Below are 22,389 nucleotides of genomic sequence, written 5' to 3' on the forward strand. Positions count from 1 at the left end.
TCGCGGCGTGCCTCGGCCGGCTTCGTGACGGCGTGCCGGACCGAACCGCGCAAGGCCCGTCACGGCCGGTCGCCCGGCCCGGGATTGAGCAGCACGACGAACGCGAGGATGCTGGAGATCAACGTGACGATCGAGTACCTGAACACCTCCTCGTCGAACAGCATCCCGTGAACGATGCCGACCAGCGACGCAATCGCGATGAACACGCTGAGCGTCGCGAGCACGATGCGGTACTGCTTCTGGATCATGACGGTCTCCCGGAAAGCGGTGGGCGTCGACGGTCGTACGAATGCGAAACGCCCCGGTTGCCGCGGTTTTCACGACGTCTGCCGATTCATGATCGCGTCGCGCCTCGTCGCGCGGTTGATCTGCGTCAATGGACAAAATCGGCCGTCGCCTGCCCGTCGGCCGCCGCCGTCGGTCCGCCTTTGATTGATCCTCGTCAAGCCGCCGGCGCGGCCGTGCGCGATGCTGAACAGGGTGCCGCACGCATCGCTCGCCAGCTTTGCGGCCGGCACGGGCCGACGGGAGACCGACATGAAGTCCGATGCAGTACTCAAGCAGGATGTCGAGCAGGCGTTGTTCTGGAATCCGGCGATCGATGCGCGCCGGATCGACGTCGAGGTGCGCGACCGGATCGTGACGTTGCGCGGCACGGTCGACAGCTGGGCCCAGAAGCTCGAGGCGCAGAAAACGGCACTGCACGTCGCCGATGCGCGCGCGCTGGTGCTCGAACTGAATGTCGCGCCGCCGGAGAACGCGTGCGCGGACCAGGAACTGGCGATCGCGATCACGTTCGCGCTCGGATGGCAGGAGGCGTTGCGCGATCACAAGATCGGCGTCGAAGTCGATCACGGCTGCGTGACGCTCGACGGCGAAGTCGATCATGCGTATCAGAGCCGCGCGGCGGAAGCGATGGTGAGCCGGATGATCGGCGTCGTCGGCGTGGCGAACCGCATCCGGGTGCGCGCCGACCATACGGTGCCGGACGTCGGCGCCCGGATCGCCGAGGCGCTTGCGCGCCGCGCGCAGCGCGAAACCGCGGGAATTTCGATCGACGCGACCGACGGCATCGTCACGCTGACGGGCACGGTTGCGTCGCTGGCCGAACGGCGCGCCGCATGCGGCGCGGCGGGGTCGGTGAGGGGCGTCAGGCAGGTCGTCGACCGGCTGACCGTTGCCTGACCGGCTTGCACGTGCTGTCTACTACCAGGAGAAACAGCGATGAACCGTCCGCATACCGGCCCCGGCCGAAACCATCTGCGCCGCGACAAGCGCATGCAGCCGCATACGAAAGACAGTTACCGTGATCCGAAGCGGCCGACGGGCGACCGCATCTGCGAAGGCTGCGGCGCGGTCTGCGAAGCGGGCCGCTGGACCTGGTCCGCGACCGCGCTCGACCGGCGCCAGCTCGAATGCCCGGCCTGCAAGCGCATGCGGGAAAACGTGCCGGCGGGCGAGCTGGTATTGCGCGGCGAGTATCTGCGCGCGCACCGCTCGACGATTCTCGAGCTGCTCGAGCGTCAGGCCGATCTCGAGACGAGCGAGCACGCACTCGAACGCATCATGGACATCGAGAAATCCGCCGATTCGCTGATCGTTCGAACGACGGGCGTGCATATGGTCCGTCGCCTCGGCGAAGCGTTGCTGCATGCACACCACGGCGATCTCGCGATCAACTATCGCGACGGCGAGGACGTGCTGCGAGCGCACTGGAAGCGCGACGACGCGTGAGCGGCGGCGGTCCGCCGGGCAGGTTCGATCCCATGAAAAAATCATTCGACTACTCCGGGTTGCTGATCCCGATCGCGTTCGCCGTGCTGGTCGCGGTTCAACTGCTGGCGCGCCAGCCGGCGGCGACGGCGATTTCCTACAGCGATTTTCACCACCTGGTGGACGCACGGCTCGTCGACGATCTCGAGATCGGCCAAACGTCGATCTCGGGCACGCTGCGCATGCCGCAGGCCGGCGCAGCGCTGCCCGCGTCCGACGCGGCCGAGGTGAAGGAGATCGGCCCGCCATGGCGCTTCACGACGAACCGGGTGAGCGACGAAGGCCTGGTCGCCGCGCTGACGGCCGCCGGAATTCGCTACCGCGGCGCGACGGATACGGGCTGGATCGGGACGCTCGCGTCCTGGATCTTCCCGTTGATCGGCTTCGTCGTGATCTGGAGTTTCATGATGCGACGGCCGGGCGGGATGCGGGACCTGAGCGGCATGGGCAAAAGCCGCGCCCGCGTGTACATGCAGAAGGAAACCGGCATCACGTTCGACGATATCGCGGGCATCGACGAGGCGAAGGCCGAGTTGCAGCAGATCGTCGCGTTCCTGCGCAACCCCGAACGCTACCAGCGGCTCGGCGGCAAGATCCCGAAGGGCGTGCTGATCGTCGGTGCGCCCGGCACCGGCAAGACGCTGCTGGCGCGTGCGGTCGCCGGCGAGGCCGAGGTGCCGTTCTTCACGATCAGCGGCTCGGCGTTTGTCGAGATGTTCGTCGGCGTCGGCGCGGCGCGCGTGCGCGATCTCTTCGAGCAGGCGCAGCAGAGCGCGCCGTGCATCGTGTTCATCGACGAACTCGATGCGCTCGGCAAGGCGCGCGGCGTCGGCCTGATGTCGGGCAACGACGAGCGCGAGCAGACGCTCAACCAGTTGCTCGTCGAGATGGACGGCTTTCAGGCCAATTCGGGCGTCATCATCATGGCCGCGACCAACCGGCCGGAGATCCTGGATCCCGCGCTGCTGCGCCCCGGGCGTTTCGACCGTCACATTGCGATCGACCGGCCGGACCTGACCGGACGCAAGCAGATTCTTGCCGTGCATACGAAGCGCGTGAAGCTCGCGCCGGAAGTCGATCTGGCCGAGCTGGCGCAGCGCACGCCGGGCTTCGTCGGCGCCGATCTCGCGAACGTCGTCAACGAAGCCGCGTTGCATGCGGCCGAACTGGGCAAGCCCGCGATCGGGATGGCCGATTTCGACGAAGCCATCGATCGCGCGATGACCGGCATGGAGCGCAAGAGCCGCGTGATGAACGAACAGGAAAAGCGGACCATCGCGTATCACGAGTCGGGGCATGCGCTCGTCGCGCAAAGCCGCGCGCACTGCGACCCCGTGAAGAAGGTGTCGATCATCCCGCGCGGAATCGCGGCGCTCGGTTACACGCAGCAGGTGCCGACCGAGGATCGCTACGTGCTGCGCAGGAGCGAATTGCTCGACCGGCTCGACGTGTTGCTCGGCGGGCGGGTGGCCGAGGAAATCGCGTTCGGCGACGTGTCGACGGGCGCGCAGAACGATCTCGAACGCGCGACCGCGCTGGCGCGCCACATGGTGATGCAGTACGGGATGAGCGAGAAGGTCGGCCTCGCGACGCTCGACGACGGTGCACGCCAGGGCGGGGCGCCAGGCGTGTGGACGCCGGGCGACGGTCACTGCAGCGAGCACACGGCGCAACTGATCGACGAAGAGGTGCGCGCGCTGCTCGAGGAGGCGCATGCGCGGGTCACGGCGACGCTCGGCGCGCACCGCGATGCGCTTGAACGGATCGCGTGCAGCTTGCTGCAACACGAATCGATCGATCACGACATGCTGGTGGCGCTCATCGCGCCGCCGGACGATGCCGGCGACACACCCCGGCCGGCGGAAGCCGACTCGGAAACGACCACGGGCGTCTCCGCCTGAAGCAACGACCGGCGCGATCGCGCCGGCCGCTTGCCGCCGGCCATCGTCTCGTTCAACAGCCGATGCAGACCGGGCCGTCGCGCCGCGCGCGCGCCGCGTCGTCGGTCACGACCGACGCGAGCCGCGGATCCGGCCGAAAAACCGTGATGCCCTTGAGCCCATCGCGCCACGCCTGGAAGAACAACGCGTCGACCTCCGCGAGCGAACACTGGCCGGGCATCGTCACGGTCTTCGAGATGCCGGCGTCGACGCACGGCTGCAGCGCCGCGAGCATCGCGACATGATCTGCCGGCGCGATTTCCGCGGCCGTGACGAAATAGCCCGGCAGCTTGACGGTCTCGCCATGCAGCGCGCGGAACAGCCGGTAAGCGTGATTCTCCGCCCGAAACGGCCGGACCTGCCCGTCGGCGGTACGGACCATGCGACGCTGCGTCCAGCCGACGGCCGGCTCGATCCCGTTCGAACAGTTGTCGCAGAACGCGAGGCTCACGCTGCCGGCCGGTGCGAACGACAGCAGATGGCTGTTGCGCAGCCCGTGCCGCGCGATCGCGTGATGCACCTTCAGCGGCAACAGCGTGCGAGACGCGGGGCCGGTCAGATAGGCGGCCGGGTCGTAGGCCGGAAACACGCCGCGCTCGGCGGCAAGCGCGGCCGACGCGGCAAACGCATGCTCGCGCATCGTCAGCACGATCCCGCGTGCGAGCGTGCGTGCTTCCGCGCTGTCGTAGCGCAGCCGCAGCATCGTCAGCGCGTCGGCCAGCCCGGTCACGCCGACCCCGATGCGCCGTGTCCGCCGCGCCTCGTGCTCGTGCGCGGCGAGCGGCCACGCGGTCAGGTCGAGCACGTTGTCGAGCATGCGGACCTGGATGCGCACCGCGTCGGCGAGCGTCGCGACATCGAAGCGCGGCTTCCCGTCGGCGCCGAACGGGTAAAGAACGAATCGCGACAGGTCGATCGGCCCGAGCACGCAGCTGCCGTACGGCGGCAGCGGTTGTTCGCCGCACGGGTTCGTCGCGTCGATTCGCTCGTGTTCGCGCAGCGGATTCGCGTCGCGGATCGTGTCGAGGAACAGCAGGCCGGGTTCGGCGCTGTCGCGCGCGGCGTTGACGATCTCGTGCCAGAGCGTGCGGGCCGGCACCGTCGCGTAAAGATAACGTCCGTCCGGCCGCCGGGGTGGTGTGCCGGATGCGTTGCGGGGCGGCGCATGATGAACGAGCGCCCACGGCAGGTCGTGCCGGACCGCCTCCATGAACGCGTCCGTGACGCCGACCGACAGGTTGAACGTCGGCCAGCGCGAGCGTCCGCGCTTGGCCGCGACGAATGCGACGAGGTCCGGATGATCGCAGCGCAGCACACCCATTTGCGCGCCGCGGCGCGGGCCGGTGAACGGCAGCGCCCGGCACATCGCATCGAAGCGGTCGATCGCCGCGCATGCGCCGCGCCCGGATGACAGGCGTCGTTCGTACGCGTCGGCGGGCGGCACCGGCGAGAAGTCGTAGCCGATGCCGCCGCCCATCAGCAGCGTGACCCGTGCGTCGTCGAGCGCCTGCGCGAGCGCCGTGTCGACGGCCTGCACGGGGGTGTCGGCAGGAATCGCGAGCGGATGGACGAAGCAATTGATCATCGTGCCGCCGTTGTCCGCACCGGCATTCGCGAGGATGCGGCCCGCGCCGATCGCGCCACGCTGCAGGTTCACGAAGAACGCGCGCTCCGCCTGCGCACGGCGCTCGGCCGGCTCGGCGAGCGACAGCGCACGCGCGACGCGATGGAAGACGGCCGCGCGAGACGTTTCGCCGGGTTGCGCATAGCGTTCGGCGAACACTGTGGTGCAAAGCGGCTGCTCATCCATGGCGGGGCTCGGCAACGATGAATGATTCACTGTAAGAGCCTGCCCGAACGTGTCGTTGATCGAGCGCAACCGCGCACCTTCACGACATCGCTTGACGGCGGTCAACGCCGCGACGGGCGTCGAACGTAAGGTGGAGCCACGGCCGGCACGCGGCGATTGCCGCGAATCGCCGCGCCGGCGTCCGTCGCGCCAGCCATCGACTGCGAACCACGCACCATGACCGATATCGTTACCGTTACCTTGAATCCGGCCGTCGATGTCGCGACGTCCGTCGAGCACATCGTCGATACGCACAAGCTGCGCTGCGCACGGCCGCGGCGCGACCCCGGCGGCGGCGGGATCAACGTCGCCCGAACCATTCACCGCCTCGGAGGCGACTGCGTCGCGCTGTACCTGGCCGGCGGGCCGACGGGCGACGTGTTGACGCTGCTGCTCGAAGCCGAGCGCCTGCCGGCGGTGCGCATCCGGATCGCCGGCGAGACGCGCGAGAACGTCTGCGTGACCGAGACCGCGACCGGGCGCGAATACCGGTTCCTGATGCCGGGGCCGATGGTCACCGAGGCCGAGTGGCGCGACTGCGCAGCCCGCATCGACGCCATGCAACCGGCGCCGCGCTATCTCGTGCTGAGCGGCAGCCTGCCGCCCGGCGCGCCCGACGACCTGTATGCGACGCTCGCGCGGACCGCCCGTGCAAGGGGCAGCCGGGTGGTCGTCGATGCGGCGGGCAGGGCGCTGCAAGCGGCCCTCGAGGCCGGCGTTCATCTCGTGAAGCCCAGTCTCGGCGAACTGAGCGCGCTGGCCGGCGAACCGCTCGACGACACGTCGGCATGCCGGAAGGCCAGCGAACTCGTCGCGCGAGGGCAAGCCGACATCGTCGCGTTGACGCTCGGCGCGCGCGGCGCATGGGTCGTCACGCGCGACGGCGCGCTGCGCCTGCCCGGCAGGCCGGCAGCGGTATGCAGCACGGTCGGCGCCGGCGACAGTTTCGTCGGCGGCATGGTCTGGGCGCTGGCGCGCGGCGTGCCGTTCGACGAAGCGTGCCGCTATGCGCTGGCGGCATCGGCCGCGTCGGTCGAGCACCCTGGGACGGCGCTATGCACGCGCGAGGACGTCGAGCGGATTCATGCCGAACTGGTTGCGCAGGCAAGCTGACGGCCACGCGGCGTGACGCGCGCACGATCGCGTCGACGCACGATCGATCGTTGATCTGGCTCAGCGGTTTTCGTGCCGCGATCGAGAAAAATGGGGCAGCCATTCCACGAGACCCGCCATGGCCTTTCGCCTGATCGCCTGCCTGCTCTTGTTGTCGTGTATGCCGCCGGCTTCGTCCGCCGACGTCGCGACCGTCGATTCGCCATCGCAGCGTGTGCTGATCCTGGTCTACCACCGGTTCGCCAGCGCGCAACTGGATTCGATGACGGTCCGTACCGAGACGTTCCGCCACCAGCTGCAGGCGATCGAGGCGAACGGCTACCGCGTCGTGCCGCTCGCCGACGTCGTGCGCTGGCATGGCGGCCAGGCCGATGCCGTGCCGGCGCGCGCGGTCGCGATCACCGTCGACGACGGTCATCGCTCCGTCTACGACGTGCTGCGCCCGTTGCTGGCCGCCCATCCGATGCCGGTCACGCTGTTCATCTATCCGTCGGCCATCTCCAACGCCAGCTATGCGATGACATGGGACCAGTTGCGCACGCTCGGGCAGTCCGGCGGCGTCGACATCGAGTCCCACACGTACTGGCATCCGAATTTCCGCACCGAACGCGCCCGACTCACGCCGGACGACTACCTGCGCTTCGTGTCGTTCCAGTTGAGCCGGTCGCGCGAACGGCTCGAATCCGAAACCGGCCAGCCGGTCCGGATGCTGGCCTGGCCGTTCGGCGTCCATGATGCGCAGACCGATCAGCTGGCCGCTCGCGAAGGCTACGTGGCGGCATTCACGCTCGACGCGCGCCCCGTTCGTGTCACCGACCCGGCCATGGCGCTGCCGCGCTATCTGATGACAGACGCCTGCGACATACGATGCATGAATGGATTGTTGAGAACCGCCGGGGGGAAGCCGTGATTGCGCGTCTGATCGTCTGTCTGCTCGTGTCGCTCGCCGGATTCACCGGATTCGCCGCCCGGGCGGCGCCCGTCACGATCACCGTCGTCGATGCGACGAACGGGCGCCCGCTCGCCGGCGCGATCGGCCACGCGTCGGGCGCGAACCGGACCGCGGATCGCGACGGCGCGTTTTCACTCGAGATCGACGCGGCGGGGGCACGCCTGAGCGTGCGTGCGCCCGGCTACGCGCGAACCGAAGTCACGCTGGCACCCGCCGGCGGCGCACAGACGATCCGCATGACGCCGGTGCGGCCGAAAGCCGTCTATCTGTCCGCTTACGGCGTCGCGGACCGCACGCTGCGCGAGGCGGCGCTGTCCCTCCAGGACAAGACGGCGATCAACGCGCTCGTCATCGACGTGAAGGGCGACAGCGGCGTGACGCCGTATCGCAGCCTGGCGCGTGAGATCTCCGGCGCCGCGAACAATGTCGCCGGCGCCATCGTTCGTCCGCCCGATCTGCCGGAGCTGGTGCGGACGTTCCACGCGCGCGGCCTTTACCTGATCGCCCGCATCGTCGTGTTCAAGGACGACCCGCTGGCGCGCGCTCATCCCGAGTGGGCCGTGCGCGATGCGGCCGGCGAGATCTGGCAGGACCGCGAGCATCAGCGCTGGATCGACCCGACCTCGCGCGCGGCCTGGCAACACAATTACGACGTCGCCGAAGAGGTGGCCCGCATGGGTTTCGACGAAATCCAGTTCGACTACCTGCGTTTTCCCGATGCCAACGGCCTCCGGTTCGCCGAGGCGAATACCGAGGCGAACCGGGTCGCGGCGATCTCGGGATTCCTGACCGGTGCGCGGGAACGGCTGCGTCCGTACAACCTCTACGTGTCGGCCGACATCTTCGGGTACGTCTGCTGGAACACCGACGACACCGCGATCGGACAGCGGCTCGACGCGCTCGGACCGGTTGTCGACTACGTGTCGCCGATGCTGTATCCGTCCGGCTTCACGTGGGGCCTGCCCGGTTGCCGGAAGCCGACCGAGCATCCGGGCGAGATCGTTTCGCGGTCGCTGGCCGAGGCGAAGCGCCGGACCGGAATGGACGGGGTCCGGTTCCGGCCGTGGCTCCAGGCGTTTCGCGACTATGCGTTCGACCACCGGCCGTTCGATGCCGACGAGATCCGCGCACAGGTCGACGCGGCCGATGCGGCGGGCACGGACGGCTGGATGCTGTGGAACCCGCGCAATCGCTACGATCCTGCCGATTTGCCGCGCTGAGCGGCAGGTGCGGACCGGCGAGAACATGTAGGCATCCGATCGATCATGCCGTGGAATGACGAGCGTTATCCGCCTTCGATGCGGAATCTGCCGCCGCCGGTTCGCGGCAAGGCGATCGAGATTGCCAACGCGCTGCTGCGCCAGGGGCGCACCGAGGGCAGCGCGATCCGCATCGCGATTGCGCAGGCGAAACGGTGGGGGCGTGCACATGCCGTTTTTCGTGGCCGCGGGTGAGGTGTCGTGTTCGAATCGTGTCGAATACACGCGTCTTCAGGGCACTCGCTTCTGCTGATGCGATGGCCTGTTCTCCGCTGTCGCTTGCGATACCCGATCAATCTCTGAAAAGTCGGGCTCGCTTTCGAGATACCGGACGCAGCGCCACGCTTGCGCCGGTACACCCTCCATTTAGGACGATTCTTATATTCGCGGACTCGCCATCTGATCAGAATTGCCGGATGAGCGATGCGTTGCAGGTCAACGGTATCCGATCGACGTTGATGAATCGGCAGAGACATGTCCATGCTTCACGGACGATTTGGTCCTTTGCTGCTGCGTCAAGTTGGTGACGCCATGGCCGTTTGATCGATATAGGGCATGAAGTGAATCTCATGTCGACATCCTGGCATCGAGTGGTTTCACGCGTGGCTCATCTCATGCAGCGAGCAATGCGAAATCATTGTTCGTCTCGACGGCAAGCAACGATCCATTGGCCTTGCTCGGCGAGCCTCGGAATTCCAGAGCGGAATGGTTCCGTGCCGATGTGACGTCGAAAATCGATTGTTCACACGATTTGTCACGCGCGGATTTGTATTGATAAATCCGAAGATATGGATCGGATGTCGCTCGGATGACGATCGGGGTTACTCCGTTCCGTCTCATCGAGGCGATCGGCGCCATGCGGATCAGATCCGAAATTCGGACAACTGAAGGATGCAGCGAGTTCGTAGCGCGATCACGCTCGATTCTCAGCGCACGATGTAACGCCATCCGGTCATGCACAGCCATGTCGATTGCTCGACTCGTACGCGAAGCGGGTCGCGATTGGTGCTGCCGAAGCAGCGGACCCGGACCCGGACCCGGACCCGGACCCGGACGCGGAACAGCTCGATCGATGTATATCAAGCCAGGCTACGGCGTCGCGCTTAACCCAGAAAACTGAAAGGAACAAAGCCTTGAACAAGACCTACCGAAGCATTTGGAACACCGCGACCAACACGTGGACGGCAGTGGCCGAAACGGCGAAGTCGCATTCGCAAGGAGCGTCGCGCGCGACGCGGACAGCCATGATTGCGATCGCACTGGGCGGCGTCACGATGGGCGATGCGATGGCGGACGTGTGCACGACGAGCGACGGATCGTCCGGCACCGTCGATGCGGCGGGAACATGCAAACCGGCAGGATCGGACCAAGGTGGTATCCGTGCGCAGGTCGGAACGAGGGCCGCGATCGAAGACACGTACCTCCAGGTTCGCGGCACGACGACAGCCGCGAAGGGCGAAGGAACTCGTTCAATCGCGATCGGCGATGGCGCGATTGCGCGCGCAACCGGCGGTGATGGCGGCCAGACCAACATCGCTATTGGAGCGAAAGCAAATACGGCGGGTGGTTTCGGGCAAATCGCCTTTGGTGATGGCGCGTCTGTAACGGAACAGCCCGCCGGTGGGGCCATTGCAATCGGTCGGGGTACCACGGTGTCAGCGCGAGGCGTGGCACTGGGCGATGGTGCCGAAATGAGGGGGCATTACAGCGTCGCGCTGGGAGATCGTTCTGTCGCGAGCGAAGATTATACCGTTTCCGTGGGTTCGGAGACTGTGAAGCGACGCATTACGAACCTGGCCAAAGGTACGGCGGATACCGACGCCGTGAACGTCGGCCAGATGAACGCCGGCCTGTCAACGACGACCACCGCGATTGCTGACGTCAAAACGGGACTGTCGACGACCAATACCCAGATAACTGCAATCGATGGCCGCACGACGGCCAACGAGGCAAGCATCAAGCAGCTCGACGGCGACATGACGACCGCGAAAAACAACATCGCGATGCAAACGTCCGATATCTCGACCATCACCAAGCGACTCGACAATCTGTCCACCGGCACGACTGGCCTCGTTCAGCAGGCCAAGGCGGGTGACGATCTCAAGGTTGGTGCGGATACCGATGGTGCTGCGGTGAACTTTGCCGGCACCGCGGGCGGGCGCAAGCTCACCGGCATCGCTGCCGGTGATGTATCCGCACTCAGCACCGACGCCGTCAACGGCTCGCAACTGCACGGCGTCGCGGGCAGCGTCGCCGCGGCCATCGGCGGTGACTCCAAGGCGAACGCGGACGGCACGATTTCCGCACCGTCCTTCACGATCGGCGACGGCAAGGGCGGCACGACCACTGTCAATACACTTTCGGATGCGGTATCGAATCTCGACGGTCGCACGACAGTCAACGAAGGTGACCTCAAGCATCTCGCCGACCGGATCGGCATCGGTACGATCGGCGTCGTTCAGCTGGATCAGACGACCGGCATGATCGCGGTCGGTGCGAACAGCGGCGGCTCGGTGGTGAACTTCGCAGGCACCGGCGGCACACGCACGCTGTCGGGCATCGCAAACGGCGTGAACGACGACGAAGCGGTGACGATCGCGCAGCTCCGCGCAACCGGCCTGATCGATTACACCGGCAAGGAAGTCGGTGCCGTCACCTACGACAGCGGCCTGTCGTTCGACAGCGTGACTTTTGCCGGCGCGCTCGGCACGACCCTGCGGGGCGTCGCGGCCGGCGAGGTCAGCGCCAACAGCATGGAGGCCATCAACGGCAGCCAGCTCTTCGGGCTGCAAGAGCAGTTCGCGAAGCAGTTCGGGGAGCTGAGCGTCCGTGTTGACGACTTGTCTGATCGCGTCACCGATCGCGAGAACACCCCCGGCACGGGTGGCTCAGGCACAGGTGGCCCAGGCACGGGGGGCGACGGTTCGACCGTCAACGGCATGGGTTCGAGCGCATCGGGTGAAAACAGCTCTGCCATGGGACAGGGTTCGGATTCATCAGGAGGGAACAGCTCGGCCATCGGCCAGGGCTCGGTCGCATCCGGCGGGAACGGCACTGCTGTCGGTCAGGGTTCAGTCGCCTCGGGCGAAAACAGCACGGTCATCGGCCAGGGCTCGACGGCTACCGGCAGCGGCTCGGTCGCTCTCGGCCAGGGTTCGGTCGCGAATCGAGACAACACTGTGTCGGTTGGCTCGGTCGGCAACGAGCGCCAGATCACGAACGTCGCCGACGGCACGGCGCCAACCGACGCCATCAACAAACGCCAGCTCGATGGCGCAATGCAGTCGATCGACCAGCGCTTCGGGGATACGAACCGGATGATCAACGACGTGGCGAAGAATGCATACGCCGGTATTGCAGCCGCGATGGCGATGCCGAACATGACGCCGTCGCAGCCGGGCAAGACGGTGGTCGCGGTCGGCGCCGCAAACTTCAAGAATGGCTCGGCCGTCGCGGCCGGCGCCACCTACCGGTCGCGCAACGGCAATTGGCTGATGAATGGCGCGGTGTCGATCACGTCGGTGGGCGATGCGGGCGTGCGTGCCCAGGTCGGCTACGAGTTCTGACCCGCAAGCCTCGCGAGTCGGGATTCAACCGGCGCGATCGGCGCGTGATGATGTCTGTTGCGCCCGGTCGCGCCGTTGCCGTGCTGGCGAGGAAATCGCGTCACAATTCAACGCATTCATCAGGCAAGCGGCTCGATTGGCTGTGTCAAGTCCTGGAATAGGTTGACAGTATTCAGACGCTAGAACGCCCGATGCACCGCATCGGGCGTTTTGTATTCCAGGGTGGCGTGTGGGCGCCCATGGTTGTCGATGTGCACGGACTGTTAGGCCATACACCGCACCGGGCAGTCGCGCCCGGTCATTTCCGGATGCAATCGCGTGGCCAGAACGCACGCCATCAGCATGACAGCCACCGCGATGCCGTGCACCGGGTTGCGCAGACACGATGCGACCTGCTCGCTCCTCGCCACACCGAACAGGCACCACAGGCAGAAATGCTCGCAGTTGTTCGTGAGCAACCGGTACTGGCATTCGCCAAGGCGCGATGCCGCGCGGCGCGCCGCTTCCGTTCCATCGTACAGCGCGCTCGCGTGGCGAATGATCGCGAGCCCGAAACCGGCACGGAAGCCGTCCAGCGTGACGATCTCGACTGGACCACCGCTCGCATGGCGCGACCATCCCGCGTAGTGAATCACGTTGCCATTGCCGATGTAGATCCCGTGATGCAGATAGCCGGGGCGGCGGGTCACGAGGTGGGCACCGACCGGCGGTTCGCCATCCAGCATGGCGTCGTCGGCGTGCGCTGCGGTCGGATCAATCATCGCCAGCTCCTCGGTCCTGCGGCGGCGGGGCGGAAGAGCCGCGCGCCGGCCGCGAAACACGTTGCGTCCTGTCACGTCTCCAGTATTGGCAGTGGAGCCGCGCGGAACAATCAGCGTGGCCTGAGCTTGCTGTCCGACGTCGGGCCGCCGTGTCGGAAATTTCCGACGGGCCGTGCAATATCGGCTGACAGCCTTCACGGACGATTGCGCCGCCCGGAGCCTGCTCCCCCGTGTTTTCAGGCGTGCCGCGGCGCTCGGGCAGATGGGGCGCGATGACTGTCTCGCGGGGCCCGTCCGGCTTCGTTCGGTTTCGACAGGCGCGCACTTGACTTGAGTCAACGGAAAATCGACGTTCCGCGCGACGCTGGCATCGTCGTCGACGCGAATGCGCGACGTCACCGCACGCAGCCCGTTCCGCGACCGGACGAGCGGCATCGCAGCCGTGCTGGCTCAATCAGGAGAGTGAAGATGTGGACCGGAACCGTGAAGATGCTGCTGGCAGCCTGCCTGCTGAACATCGGTGCGAACGCGCTGGCTGACCCGTCGACCGAGCCGGTCGTGCACAACGGTGTCGCTTACATCACCGGCGGAATCGGCCAGGACGAGGTCACTGCGTTTCGCGATGTCGCGCCTCGCTACAACCTGCGGATCACGTTCGCATCGAAGCGGGGCCAGTATCTTTCCGATGTCGATGTCACGCTGTCGTCCGGCAAGTCGACGATTCTCGACGCGCACACGAACGGCCCGTTCCTGTTCGCGCGAGTGCCGCCGGGGCGATATACCGTGTCCGCGCACGACAGGGCCGTTCAGGAAGTCCGGCACGTCGTCGTACCGGCGCGGGGCGCGGTCGATGTGCGCTTCTACTGGCACGACCCGGACCGGCACGGCGCGATACGTCTGTGCGCCGATTGTTCCGCATCGCCGCAGTAACCGGCCCGCTAGCGGCGCGTTCGTTCAGGACCGGCGTGGCTGGAGAAGCGACGCTGCGTCGGCCGATCGCGGATCCTGACGCCATCGACGTGGCAGACCTCCGCGCGCAGCTCGACTCAATCGATGCGGCCATCACGAAGAAATGAACGCAGTGAAACAGGCTCGATCACGACGATCCCGCTGCGCTGCCGCGCTGACCGGCGCGCTGCTGTTCACGCTTGCGTCAGCCGGTGCGCGCGCGGAATCCGATACGGCCGTGGCGCAGCAGCAGACCACCGCGATCGACGAGGCGATCGCCGCCGAGATCGCCGACGGCCATCTTGCCGGCGCCGTGGTCGTGACGGGCGACGCGGACGGCGTGCGCGTGCGCATCGCGCGCGGCCTGCGCGTGACGGGCGAGCACGCCGAGGCGATGACGGCCGATACCGTCTTCGATCTTGCTTCGCTGACCAAGCCGGTGGCGACGGCGGTCGTGATCATGCAGCTCGCGGAGCGCGGCATGCTGCGCCTCGATGCGCCGGCCGCGCGTTACTGGCCCGCGTTCGGCGCGCACGGCAAGGCCGGCATCACGATCCGCCAGTTGCTCGCGCATGTGTCGGGGCTGCCGGACGGCGTGTCGTCGCCCCGCGCGCTGCGCAGCCGCTCCGCCGTGCTGGCCGACATCGTCGCGATGCCCCCCGGCACACCGGCCGGCACGCAGGTGCGCTATAGCGACGTCAACTACGTGGTGCTTGGCGAGATCGTCGAGCGCGTGTCGCACCGGCCGCTCGACGCGTGGTGCGCCGCACATGTGTTCGCGCCGCTCGGGATGGCGAGCACCGCGTTTCGGCTATCCGCGTCGCTGTTCGCGCGCGTGGCGCCCACCACCGTTCGCGATGGCCGTCTGCTGCGCGGGAGCGTCCACGATCCCGTCGCGGCCGCGATGGGCGGCGTCGCCGGCAATGCGGGCCTGTTCGCGAGTGCGGACGACCTGGCGCGTTTAGCGCGCATGCTGCTGAACGGCGGCGCTCTCGGTCCGGTGCGCGTGCTGGCGCGCCGCAGCGTCGCCGCGCTCGAGACGCCGGCCACGCTCGACGCGGAAGGCGATCTGCACACGCCCGGCTGGGCGGTCGGGCCGCCGCTCGTCGCGAACCGCTATCGGCTGCCGCCGGTCGGCGCGTTGCAACACCTCGGCTACACCGGCACGGCGCTGTGGATCGATCCGGTGACGCGCCGCTTCGCGATCGTGCTCACCAGCCGGCTGTATCCCGACGAAACCGGCACGGCGATGCCATTGCGCTCGCTCGTGCTCGGCGTCGTATCGAGCGGGGCCGCGCCCGTGACGTCGTCGCGGATTGCGACGCGCGTGCCCGCGATGGCGGCAGCCGTCGCGCAAGCCGCCCGGTTGCCGGTATCGCGCGGGCCGGTGCTGGCCGGCATCGACGTGCTCGCGGCGAGCGGCTTCGCGGCCGTTGCGGGCAAGCGCATCGCGCTCGTCACGAACCGCAGCGGCTTCGACCGGTTCGGCCGGCGCACGGTCGACCTGCTCGCGCAGGCGCCGGGCGCGCGGCTCGTCGCGCTGTTCGCGCCCGAGCACGGGCTCGGCACCAACGTCGACGAGACATTCGGCGACACGCTCGACGCCGCGACCGGTGTGGTCGTTCACAGTCTCTACGGCGATCGACGCCGGATCGCGCCCGTGCTGCTCGCCGATGTCGACGTGCTGGTGCTCGACCTGCAGGACGCAGGCGTACGCTTCTTCACGTATCTGGCCACCCTCGGCTACGCGCTCGAGGCCGGCGCCGCCGCGCATCGCCCGGTGCTCGTGCTCGACCGCCCGGACCCGCTGGGCGGCGATGTGTCCGGCGGCCCCGTGGCCGATGCCGGGCCGGCCGCGTTCACCGGTTATTACCCGTTGCCGCTCCAGCCCGGCATGACGCTCGGCGAACTGGCGCGACTGTTCAACGACCGCCTGCATATCGGCGCGGCGCTGACCGTGGTGCCGATGGCGAATTACGTGCGCGCGATGCGCTTCGGCGATACCGGGCTCGGCCGGGTGCCGCCATCGCCGAACCTGCGCGACGGCGCCGCGTTGTCGCTGTACCCGGAGACGGGGCTCATCGAGGGCGCGGCGATTAGTGTCGGGCGCGGCACCGCGACACCGTTCGGCGTGGTGGGGGCACCGTGGATCGACGCGCGCATTCTCGTGGACGATCTTCGCGCGATGCGGCTGGACGCGACGTTCTCGCCGGTTCGCTTCGTGCCCGCGGAGGGGCCGTATCGCGGCAGGGTGTGCGAAGGGGTGCGCATCGAACGGCCGCCCGGCGCGGCACGGCCGGGCGAAATCGGGCTGGCACTCGCACTGGCGCTGCACCGGCGTTATCCGGCGAAGTTCCGGATCGATGCGATCCGAGCATCGGTCGGTTCGCGCGAGGTGGCGGACATGCTGGAGGCAGGGCGGTCGCTCGATGAGATAGAACGGGTCGTCGATGCACAAAATGCCGCGTTCGCGCGCGAGCGGGCGGCGTTTTTGTTGTACTGAGCGCGTACCGCGCGCGGACGATCGCGCGAATCATTCGTCCGATGCGTTTTCCTTCCCCGACTGGCTTGATTTGAGTCAAGCGTAAGCAACCGGGCCGCGTGATCCTGATTGCGAGCGCAACGGCATCCGTGCACGGCCTCTCAATGGCACGCCCACAATCGAACGCCAGGCCCTTAAGAATGCGGTAAGGAACCGGCCCGAACATGAACGCATCGCCCAGGAGAATCACGATGCGGATATCCCGTTCCATTCACGCGATTTTTTATCCATGCCTTTCTGTATCGATGCTGTTTGCCGCCATTGCGTGCGCGCGCGCCGAAACGCCTGCCCGCCTGCTGGACGGTTATACGGCGAAGGCAGGCACGAGCGCCGCGCCGTCGCGGGGACAGCAGTTCTTCACGTCGCGGCATGGACGCGACTGGAGTTGCGCGAGCTGTCATGGAAGCACGCCGACCGGCCCGGGCCGACACATCGTCACCGGCAAGACCATCGAGCCGCTGGCGCCCGCGTTCAATCCCGCGCGGTTCACGGACGAGGCGCGGACCGAAAAATGGTTCCGGCGAAACTGCAAGGACGTCGTCGGGCGTGAATGCTCGACCGCCGAGAAGGCGGATGTCCTGAGCTGGCTCATGAGCCTGAAACCTTGACGACGAACGATCATGACCAACTTTGACACGACAACCTCCCCGCGCAGGATCGTTCCGCCGCGATATGTAGTGGCAGGCGCGCTCACGATGCTGTTGACGTCGCTGCTGCCGCGCGCGGCACTGGCCGAGGACGAAATGCGGGGCCTCGCGATTCCGTTGCTCCCCAAGTACAAGCAGGAGTGCGCGACCTGCCACGTCGCCTATCCGCCCGGGGCGCTGCCCGCCGAGTCGTGGCGCCGCATTCTGAACGGTCTCGATCACCACTTCGGCACCGATGCAACGCTCGATCCGACGAGCATCGGGCAACTGGAACGCTGGCTGACGGCACACGCGGCAACTGGCGCCGCGGCTCGCCGTCCGCCGGAAGACCGGATTACCCGATCGGCGTGGTTCGCCGCCACGCACGACGAGGTTCCCGCGTCCGTGTGGCGCAGCCCCGCAGTGAAGCGGCCGTCGAATTGCGCCGCATGTCATACGCAAGCAGACAAAGGAAATTTCGATGAACGATTCGTCCGCATCCCGGGCTCACGGTGAAACGACGCGCTCGCGTCCTGCCCGGATACTGGTCTGGGACGCGCCGCTTCGTGCGTTCCACTGGTTGACGGTGGTTGCCTTCGCCGGCGCGTGGCTGACCGCCGAGAGCGAGCGCTGGCGGCTCATGCACGTCGCGTTCGGGTACACGATGCTGGCGCTCGTCGCGTTTCGCGTCGTGTGGGGCGTGGCCGGCACGCGTCATGCGCGGTTCACGTCGTTCGTGCGTTCGCCGGCGGCCGTTGTCCGCTACGTGCTGAGCCTTGCGAAAGGCAGGCCGGAGCACCATGTCGGCCACAATCCGGCGGGCGCCGTCGCGATCGTTGCCATGCTGGCGATGACGGTCGTCACCGGGGCAACCGGCTGGGCCGCCTACACTGGAAACGGCGAATCCTTCGGTGACCTTCATGAAGGCGCAGCGAACGTGATGCTCGCGCTCGTTGCGGTGCACGTCGCCGCCGTGCTCGTCAGCAGCGTCGCGCATCGGGAGAATCTGGCCGGTGCGATGGTGACCGGTTACAAGCGCGGTGCGGCGACCGACGGCATCAGGCATGCCTGGTGGGGGATTGCCGTCGTCATGACGGCGGCGGCGATCGGCTGGTGGTGGACGCAATGGCATGCGGCGCCGCAACCCGTTCAAACGGACCGGCCCGTCATGACGGACACTGGCCGCCCCGCGAACGGGGCGGGCCGGCACGACGATTGACGACCCCGGACGGAGTGCTCGATCGTGCGCATCCTGCTCGTGGAAGACGACGTCCTGCTCGGCGACGGGATCCGCGCCGGACTGCGCCAGCAAGGATTCCAGGTCGACTGGGTGCGCGACGGCGACGCGGCCCAGCGCGAGCTGCGCGCGCATGCACATGCCGCGGCGATCCTCGATCTCGGGTTGCCGCTCGTGGATGGCATGGATGTCCTGCAGCGCATTCGTCGCGACGGCATCGCGTTGCCGATCCTGATCCTGACCGCGCGCGATGCCGTGCCCGACCGCATCAGGGCGCTCGACGTGGGCGCCGACGACTACGTGATCAAGCCCGTCGACCTGTACGAGCTCGGTGCGCGTTTGAGAGCCCTGGTCCGGCGCGCCCATGGCCGGCCGACGGAGCGGCTCCAGGCGCAGGACGTCGAGCTGGAGCCCGCGTCGCGCACCGCGCGCCGCGCCGGCGTGGCCGTCGCGCTGTCCACGCGCGAGTTCGACCTGCTGCACATCCTGATGCTGAATGCCGGCCGGGTCCTGTCGCGCGAGCAGATCGAGCAATATCTGTACAGCTGGGGGCAGGAGGTGGAGAGCAATGCCGTCGAAGTGCACATCCATCGCTTGCGTGCGAAGCTCGGCAGCGAACTGATCCGGACGGTGCGCGGCGTGGGTTACGTGCTGATGCGGGACGCTGCATGAAAGCCGTGCTGCCAGCTCGCTCGCTACATGGCCGGCTGCTGACGCTCGTGCCGGCCGTGGTCCTCGGTGTCTGGCTATCGACGCTGATGCTGACCTGGCTCGATGCGCGGCGCGAGATCGATCGGCTGCTCGACGGCCACCTCGCGCAGGCGGCGGCACTGCTCGTCGCGCAGCAGGCGCGCGGGACGGATGACGACGACAACGCAATCGACGCGCCGATCCTGCATCCATACGGGCCTCGCGTGGCCTTTCAGGTGTTTCATGAAGGCCGGCTCGGCCTGCATTCCGAAAACGCACCGTCCAGGCCGATGGTGGCGCCCGAGCTGACCGGGCGCGACCGGGCTTCCGGATTCTGGACCGTCGAAATCGACGGGAATGCGTGGCGGGTATTCGTCGTGCACGGCGTGCGCGGCGACGTTCAGGTGTTCGTGGGCGAACGAATCGATTCACGCCAATCGATCTTGGGCGCCGTCATGCGCAGCGCGTTCTGGCCGATGGCGGCGGCCTTGCCATTGCTCGTGCTGGCCATCGGCTGGGCGGTTCGCCGCGGCACGGCACCGCTGCGCGATTTCGGGCGAGCGCTGGCGAAGCGGAATCCGCAGGCGCTCGACACGATCCGGCTGGAGCGGACGCCGCTCGAGATGCGGCCGATGCTGGATGCGCTGAACGGCCTCTTCGAGCGAATTCGTGCCGTGATGGACGCGGAGCGCCGATTCACTGCCGATGCCGCGCACGAGTTGCGCACGCCGATCGCGGCCGTCAAGGCACAGGCGCAGGTTGCATTGGCCGAGCACGATGACGAGCGACGCCGCCATGCGTTGCGGGGTGTTCTCGAAGGGTGCGATCGCGCGGCACGTCTGGTCGATCAGCTCCTGTTGCTGTCCCGTCTCGATGCGGGCGCACTGGCGGACCGCGCACCGGTCGACGTGTCTGCCCTGGCGAAAGGCGTGGTCGCGGAGGCCGCGCCACAGTCGATCGGGAAACAGCAGAAGCTGGAACTCGACGCGCCATCGCCATGCATTGTCGGCGGCAACGAAGCCTTGCTCGCGGCGATGGTACGCAATCTGGTCGACAACGCGATCCGCTACAGCCCGCCACGCGCGCGCATCACCGTTTCGGTCGGCCAACGGGACCAGCGCATCGTGCTGCGTGTCGAAGACAGCGGCCCGGGCATCGGCGACGACGATCTGCGCAGACTGGGCGAACGCTTCTTTCGGCCGGCCGGCACCCGACCGAGCGGGAGCGGCCTCGGCTGGTCGATCGTGCGGCGCATCGCAGCGGCGCACGAGGCCGACATCCAGGTGGATCGATCGCCTACGTTCGGCGGACTGCGTGTGGCCATTGCGTTGCCGGCCGCCGATGAAGCCGGTGCGGCCACGCGTTAGTCGACCATGTACGTCATCGATCAGACTGCACAAGTTCGAGGCCTGGCCGGAGGGCACCGGCGCGGTCGATCGCGGCCGGAATGGCGTGTTCGTCTCGGGACACGCCGAACCGCGCGATTACTGGCCGGCAGCGCCACTTGCAGGGCCGCCAGGCTGACCGTGCATGTAGCCCGGCCCCATGCCCATTCCCATGCCTTGTCCCCGATGCATGCCCCTCATGGGGGGAACATCAGGCAGCGTCATGCCGCGCGCCTTCGCACGCTTCTGCATCTCGGCGTGGTGCTGCGCGCGAATTTTCTCGCGCTCGGCATCCGATTTCGCGGCGAGCATGCGGGTACGGTATTCGTTCCGCTCGGCAGGCGTCATCAGCTGGCTGCCGTACATCATGCCGCGCCACTCGACGGCGGGATCGCTAGCCGGTTGGCGTGGCTGGGCATCGGCCAGACCGGACGTGATCGCGATCGCGGCGCCGATCAGACACGAAACGGTGAACCTGTTTGCGCTGGACATGACGGTCTCCAGGTCGTTTGCATGGGTTCAACCGTACGCAAAACGGGGGGGCGATCCTTTGCCTCAGATCAAGTGCCGCAGAGTGACCGCCAATACCATCGAATACATGCCGCAGATACGCAACTGTCAGACGTGCAACGCATCGTTCCACGTCGCAGTGTCGACACGTCGGGCGCGCGCGTGCCACGCGGGTCGGCCAGGCTGCCTGCGACTTCCCGAACTCGATCGATCCTCCAACCCTGAAACGTGACCTGAATCGTGACGCCAACCAACCCCGACACCGTTTCGGAAACCGTCGCCGAAGCGACGCCCGCGATGGCCGCGGCGGCCACCCGAAGCACCTGGGTGAGCGTCGCAGTCAACCTCGCGCTGAGCATCGGCCAGGTGGTGATCGGCATCCTGTCCCGATCGCAGGGCCTCGTGGCGGACGGCATTCATTCGTTATCCGACCTGATCGCCGATTTCGTCGTGCTGCTGGCCGGTCACCATAGCCGAAAACCTGTCGACGAAACTCATCCATACGGACATCAGCGCTTCGAAACCGGTGCATCGCTGGCACTTGCGGCAATCCTGCTGCTGGTCGGCGGCGGCATGCTCTGGTCCGCCATCCAGAAACTCGAACATCCGGAAACGATCGCGCGCGTCCACGTCGCGGCACTATGGGTCGCGCTCGTCGCGCTCGCCGCGAAGGAAAGCCTGTTCCGTTACATGCTTGCCGTGGCAACTCGCGTGAAGTCGAGCATGCTGGTGGCCAACGCGTGGCATGCGCGTTCGGATGCCGCATCGTCTCTCGTGGTCGCCTGCGGCATCGTCGGCAACCTGTTCGGCTATCCGCTGCTCGATCCTGTCGCCGCGCTGATCGTCGGCGGGATGATCGTGAAAATGGGCGCCACGTTCGGCTGGAACGCATTGCATGATTTGATGGATCGAGCGGCCGATGCCGAAGACGTGCAGGCGATCCGCGCGACGCTGCACGCGACGCCGGGTGTGCTGGACGTGCACGACCTGCGCACGCGAAAGACCGGCGATCTGATCCTCGTGGACGTGCATCTCGACATCGACGCCGATCTCACGGTTGCGCAAGGTCACGACATCGCCGTGGACGCGCGCGCTCGCGTGATGAAGCATCACCGCGTCCTGAACGTGATGACGCACGTCGATCCGCGTGAGCGGGAACGCGTCGTTGAAGTCACGTCCGGGATGCGTGGCCGATAGGACGCGACGGTCGGCCGACACAGCCGTTCAACACGTCGCGC

21 protein-coding genes are annotated in these 22,389 nt (G+C 67.3%); 16 read left to right on the forward strand and 5 right to left on the reverse strand.

All coding sequences use genetic code 11. The features are described from left to right. Positions 1 to 59 precede the first annotated feature (59 nt). Entirely contained in the window at positions 60 to 248 is a 189-nt protein-coding gene (locus WS87_RS30505; RefSeq protein ID WP_059816764.1) for a DUF2964 family protein, read from the reverse strand. Between the two features lie 289 nt (positions 249 to 537). Between WS87_RS30505 and WS87_RS30510 the strand changes: the two genes are divergently transcribed. The 3 genes from WS87_RS30510 to ftsH are packed head-to-tail and all read left to right on the forward strand — an operon-like array spanning position 538 to position 3,674. Next, positions 538 to 1,185 carry a BON domain-containing protein gene (locus tag WS87_RS30510; RefSeq protein ID WP_059537371.1) on the forward strand — a complete coding sequence of 216 codons (648 nt, stop codon included), beginning with the start codon at positions 538 to 540 and terminating at the stop codon, positions 1,183 to 1,185. 39 nt (positions 1,186 to 1,224) lie between these two features. Next, on the forward strand, positions 1,225 to 1,734 hold the full coding sequence (locus WS87_RS30515) for a BCAM0308 family protein (protein ID WP_059542048.1): 510 nt from the start codon (positions 1,225 to 1,227) through the stop codon (positions 1,732 to 1,734). A gap of 32 nt (positions 1,735 to 1,766) precedes the next feature. Then, positions 1,767 to 3,674 carry an ATP-dependent zinc metalloprotease FtsH gene (ftsH, locus tag WS87_RS30520; protein WP_059816762.1) on the forward strand — a complete coding sequence of 636 codons (1,908 nt, stop codon included), beginning with the start codon at positions 1,767 to 1,769 and terminating at the stop codon, positions 3,672 to 3,674. Between the two features lie 52 nt (positions 3,675 to 3,726). On the opposite strand, the gene WS87_RS30525 is transcribed toward ftsH, so the two are convergent. After that, the gene (locus WS87_RS30525) at positions 3,727 to 5,523 is read right to left on the reverse strand and encodes an adenosylcobalamin-dependent ribonucleoside-diphosphate reductase (RefSeq protein WP_059816760.1); all 1,797 of its coding nucleotides are present in this window, start codon (positions 5,521 to 5,523) and stop codon (positions 3,727 to 3,729) included. 216 nt (positions 5,524 to 5,739) lie between these two features. Here WS87_RS30525 and WS87_RS30530 point away from each other — a divergent pair, with 216 nt between their 5' ends. The 4 genes from WS87_RS30530 (at position 5,740) to WS87_RS30545 (ending at position 9,081) form a co-directional block, all read left to right on the forward strand. Continuing rightward, the gene (locus WS87_RS30530) at positions 5,740 to 6,675 is read left to right on the forward strand and encodes a 1-phosphofructokinase family hexose kinase (protein ID WP_059542047.1); all 936 of its coding nucleotides are present in this window, start codon (positions 5,740 to 5,742) and stop codon (positions 6,673 to 6,675) included. A gap of 118 nt (positions 6,676 to 6,793) precedes the next feature. Further along, complete coding sequence (locus WS87_RS30535) at positions 6,794 to 7,585, forward strand: polysaccharide deacetylase family protein (protein WP_059816757.1); 792 nt, start codon at positions 6,794 to 6,796, stop codon at positions 7,583 to 7,585. Then, entirely contained in the window at positions 7,582 to 8,847 is a 1,266-nt protein-coding gene (locus WS87_RS30540; RefSeq protein WP_059816754.1) for a putative glycoside hydrolase, read from the forward strand. The genes WS87_RS30535 and WS87_RS30540 overlap by 4 nt, the downstream gene beginning before the upstream one ends. Positions 8,848 to 8,892: 45 nt before the next feature. Then, positions 8,893 to 9,081 carry a hypothetical protein gene (locus tag WS87_RS30545; RefSeq protein ID WP_059700890.1) on the forward strand — a complete coding sequence of 63 codons (189 nt, stop codon included), beginning with the start codon at positions 8,893 to 8,895 and terminating at the stop codon, positions 9,079 to 9,081. Between the two features lie 417 nt (positions 9,082 to 9,498). Here the strand turns inward: WS87_RS30545 and WS87_RS33790 are convergent, their stop codons facing one another. Continuing rightward, a complete protein-coding gene (locus WS87_RS33790) occupies positions 9,499 to 9,852 on the reverse strand; it encodes a hypothetical protein (protein ID WP_159085721.1) in 354 nt (117 codons plus the stop codon). 167 nt (positions 9,853 to 10,019) lie between these two features. Here WS87_RS33790 and WS87_RS30550 point away from each other — a divergent pair, with 167 nt between their 5' ends. Beyond that, positions 10,020 to 12,452: a YadA-like family protein gene (locus WS87_RS30550; RefSeq protein WP_082750571.1), complete on the forward strand. Its 2,433-nt coding sequence runs from the start codon at positions 10,020 to 10,022 to the stop codon at positions 12,450 to 12,452. A gap of 263 nt (positions 12,453 to 12,715) precedes the next feature. Here the strand turns inward: WS87_RS30550 and WS87_RS30555 are convergent, their stop codons facing one another. Beyond that, on the reverse strand, positions 12,716 to 13,213 hold the full coding sequence (locus WS87_RS30555; protein WP_059816746.1) for a lecithin retinol acyltransferase family protein: 498 nt from the start codon (positions 13,211 to 13,213) through the stop codon (positions 12,716 to 12,718). Positions 13,214 to 13,681: 468 nt separating this feature from the next. On the opposite strand from WS87_RS30555, the gene WS87_RS30560 reads away from it, so the two are divergent. From WS87_RS30560 to WS87_RS30590, 7 genes are all read left to right on the forward strand, one after another. Then, the gene (locus WS87_RS30560) at positions 13,682 to 14,143 is read left to right on the forward strand and encodes a carboxypeptidase regulatory-like domain-containing protein (RefSeq protein WP_059816744.1); all 462 of its coding nucleotides are present in this window, start codon (positions 13,682 to 13,684) and stop codon (positions 14,141 to 14,143) included. A 142-nt stretch (positions 14,144 to 14,285) separates the two neighbouring features. Continuing rightward, on the forward strand, positions 14,286 to 16,664 hold the full coding sequence (locus tag WS87_RS30565; RefSeq protein ID WP_107938232.1) for a serine hydrolase: 2,379 nt from the start codon (positions 14,286 to 14,288) through the stop codon (positions 16,662 to 16,664). A gap of 284 nt (positions 16,665 to 16,948) precedes the next feature. After that, a complete protein-coding gene (locus tag WS87_RS30570; RefSeq protein WP_236873312.1) occupies positions 16,949 to 17,311 on the forward strand; it encodes a DUF1924 domain-containing protein in 363 nt (120 codons plus the stop codon). Between the two features lie 12 nt (positions 17,312 to 17,323). Continuing rightward, complete coding sequence (locus tag WS87_RS30575) at positions 17,324 to 17,845, forward strand: diheme cytochrome c (RefSeq protein WP_059816739.1); 522 nt, start codon at positions 17,324 to 17,326, stop codon at positions 17,843 to 17,845. After that, positions 17,811 to 18,548: a cytochrome b/b6 domain-containing protein gene (locus tag WS87_RS30580; RefSeq protein WP_059816737.1), complete on the forward strand. Its 738-nt coding sequence runs from the start codon at positions 17,811 to 17,813 to the stop codon at positions 18,546 to 18,548. Before WS87_RS30575 ends, WS87_RS30580 begins: the two co-directional genes overlap by 35 nt. 24 nt (positions 18,549 to 18,572) lie before the next feature. Then, positions 18,573 to 19,238: a response regulator gene (locus WS87_RS30585; protein WP_059816735.1), complete on the forward strand. Its 666-nt coding sequence runs from the start codon at positions 18,573 to 18,575 to the stop codon at positions 19,236 to 19,238. Continuing rightward, positions 19,235 to 20,623 (forward strand): ATP-binding protein, encoded by a 1,389-nt coding sequence (locus WS87_RS30590; protein ID WP_059816733.1) that lies wholly within the window; start codon positions 19,235 to 19,237, stop codon positions 20,621 to 20,623. Before WS87_RS30585 ends, WS87_RS30590 begins: the two co-directional genes overlap by 4 nt. 117 nt (positions 20,624 to 20,740) lie before the next feature. Here the strand turns inward: WS87_RS30590 and WS87_RS30595 are convergent, their stop codons facing one another. Next, positions 20,741 to 21,133, reverse strand: a complete 393-nt coding sequence (locus tag WS87_RS30595; protein WP_059816730.1) for a hypothetical protein — start codon at positions 21,131 to 21,133, stop codon at positions 20,741 to 20,743. Between the two features lie 258 nt (positions 21,134 to 21,391). Between WS87_RS30595 and WS87_RS30600 the strand changes: the two genes are divergently transcribed. Next, positions 21,392 to 22,348, forward strand: coding sequence for a cation diffusion facilitator family transporter (locus WS87_RS30600; RefSeq protein WP_236873306.1), 957 nt, complete (start codon positions 21,392 to 21,394; stop codon positions 22,346 to 22,348). The last annotated feature ends 41 nt before the right edge of the window (positions 22,349 to 22,389 follow it).

The organism is Burkholderia sp. MSMB0856, assembly GCF_001524645.2.
Taxonomy (GTDB): Bacteria; Pseudomonadota; Gammaproteobacteria; order Burkholderiales; family Burkholderiaceae; genus Burkholderia; species Burkholderia diffusa.

Excerpts from the sequence above, each read along its gene's own strand:
- WS87_RS30505 (WP_059816764.1), bottom strand. The coding sequence starts at position 248 with ATGATCCAGAAGCAGTACCGCATCGTGCTCGCGACGCTCAGCGTGTTC.
- WS87_RS30510 (WP_059537371.1), top strand. The coding sequence starts at position 538 with ATGAAGTCCGATGCAGTACTCAAGCAGGATGTCGAGCAGGCGTTGTTC.
- WS87_RS30515 (WP_059542048.1), top strand. The coding sequence starts at position 1,225 with ATGAACCGTCCGCATACCGGCCCCGGCCGAAACCATCTGCGCCGCGAC.
- ftsH (WP_059816762.1), top strand. The coding sequence starts at position 1,767 with ATGAAAAAATCATTCGACTACTCCGGGTTGCTGATCCCGATCGCGTTC.
- WS87_RS30525 (WP_059816760.1), bottom strand. The coding sequence starts at position 5,523 with ATGGATGAGCAGCCGCTTTGCACCACAGTGTTCGCCGAACGCTATGCG.
- WS87_RS30530 (WP_059542047.1), top strand. The coding sequence starts at position 5,740 with ATGACCGATATCGTTACCGTTACCTTGAATCCGGCCGTCGATGTCGCG.
- WS87_RS30535 (WP_059816757.1), top strand. The coding sequence starts at position 6,794 with ATGGCCTTTCGCCTGATCGCCTGCCTGCTCTTGTTGTCGTGTATGCCG.
- WS87_RS30545 (WP_059700890.1), top strand. The coding sequence starts at position 8,893 with ATGCCGTGGAATGACGAGCGTTATCCGCCTTCGATGCGGAATCTGCCG.
- WS87_RS33790 (WP_159085721.1), bottom strand. The coding sequence starts at position 9,852 with ATGGCTGTGCATGACCGGATGGCGTTACATCGTGCGCTGAGAATCGAG.
- WS87_RS30555 (WP_059816746.1), bottom strand. The coding sequence starts at position 13,213 with ATGATTGATCCGACCGCAGCGCACGCCGACGACGCCATGCTGGATGGC.
- WS87_RS30560 (WP_059816744.1), top strand. The coding sequence starts at position 13,682 with ATGTGGACCGGAACCGTGAAGATGCTGCTGGCAGCCTGCCTGCTGAAC.
- WS87_RS30565 (WP_107938232.1), top strand. The coding sequence starts at position 14,286 with ATGAACGCAGTGAAACAGGCTCGATCACGACGATCCCGCTGCGCTGCC.
- WS87_RS30570 (WP_236873312.1), top strand. The coding sequence starts at position 16,949 with ATGCTGTTTGCCGCCATTGCGTGCGCGCGCGCCGAAACGCCTGCCCGC.
- WS87_RS30575 (WP_059816739.1), top strand. The coding sequence starts at position 17,324 with ATGACCAACTTTGACACGACAACCTCCCCGCGCAGGATCGTTCCGCCG.
- WS87_RS30580 (WP_059816737.1), top strand. The coding sequence starts at position 17,811 with ATGAACGATTCGTCCGCATCCCGGGCTCACGGTGAAACGACGCGCTCG.
- WS87_RS30590 (WP_059816733.1), top strand. The coding sequence starts at position 19,235 with ATGAAAGCCGTGCTGCCAGCTCGCTCGCTACATGGCCGGCTGCTGACG.
- WS87_RS30595 (WP_059816730.1), bottom strand. The coding sequence starts at position 21,133 with ATGTCCAGCGCAAACAGGTTCACCGTTTCGTGTCTGATCGGCGCCGCG.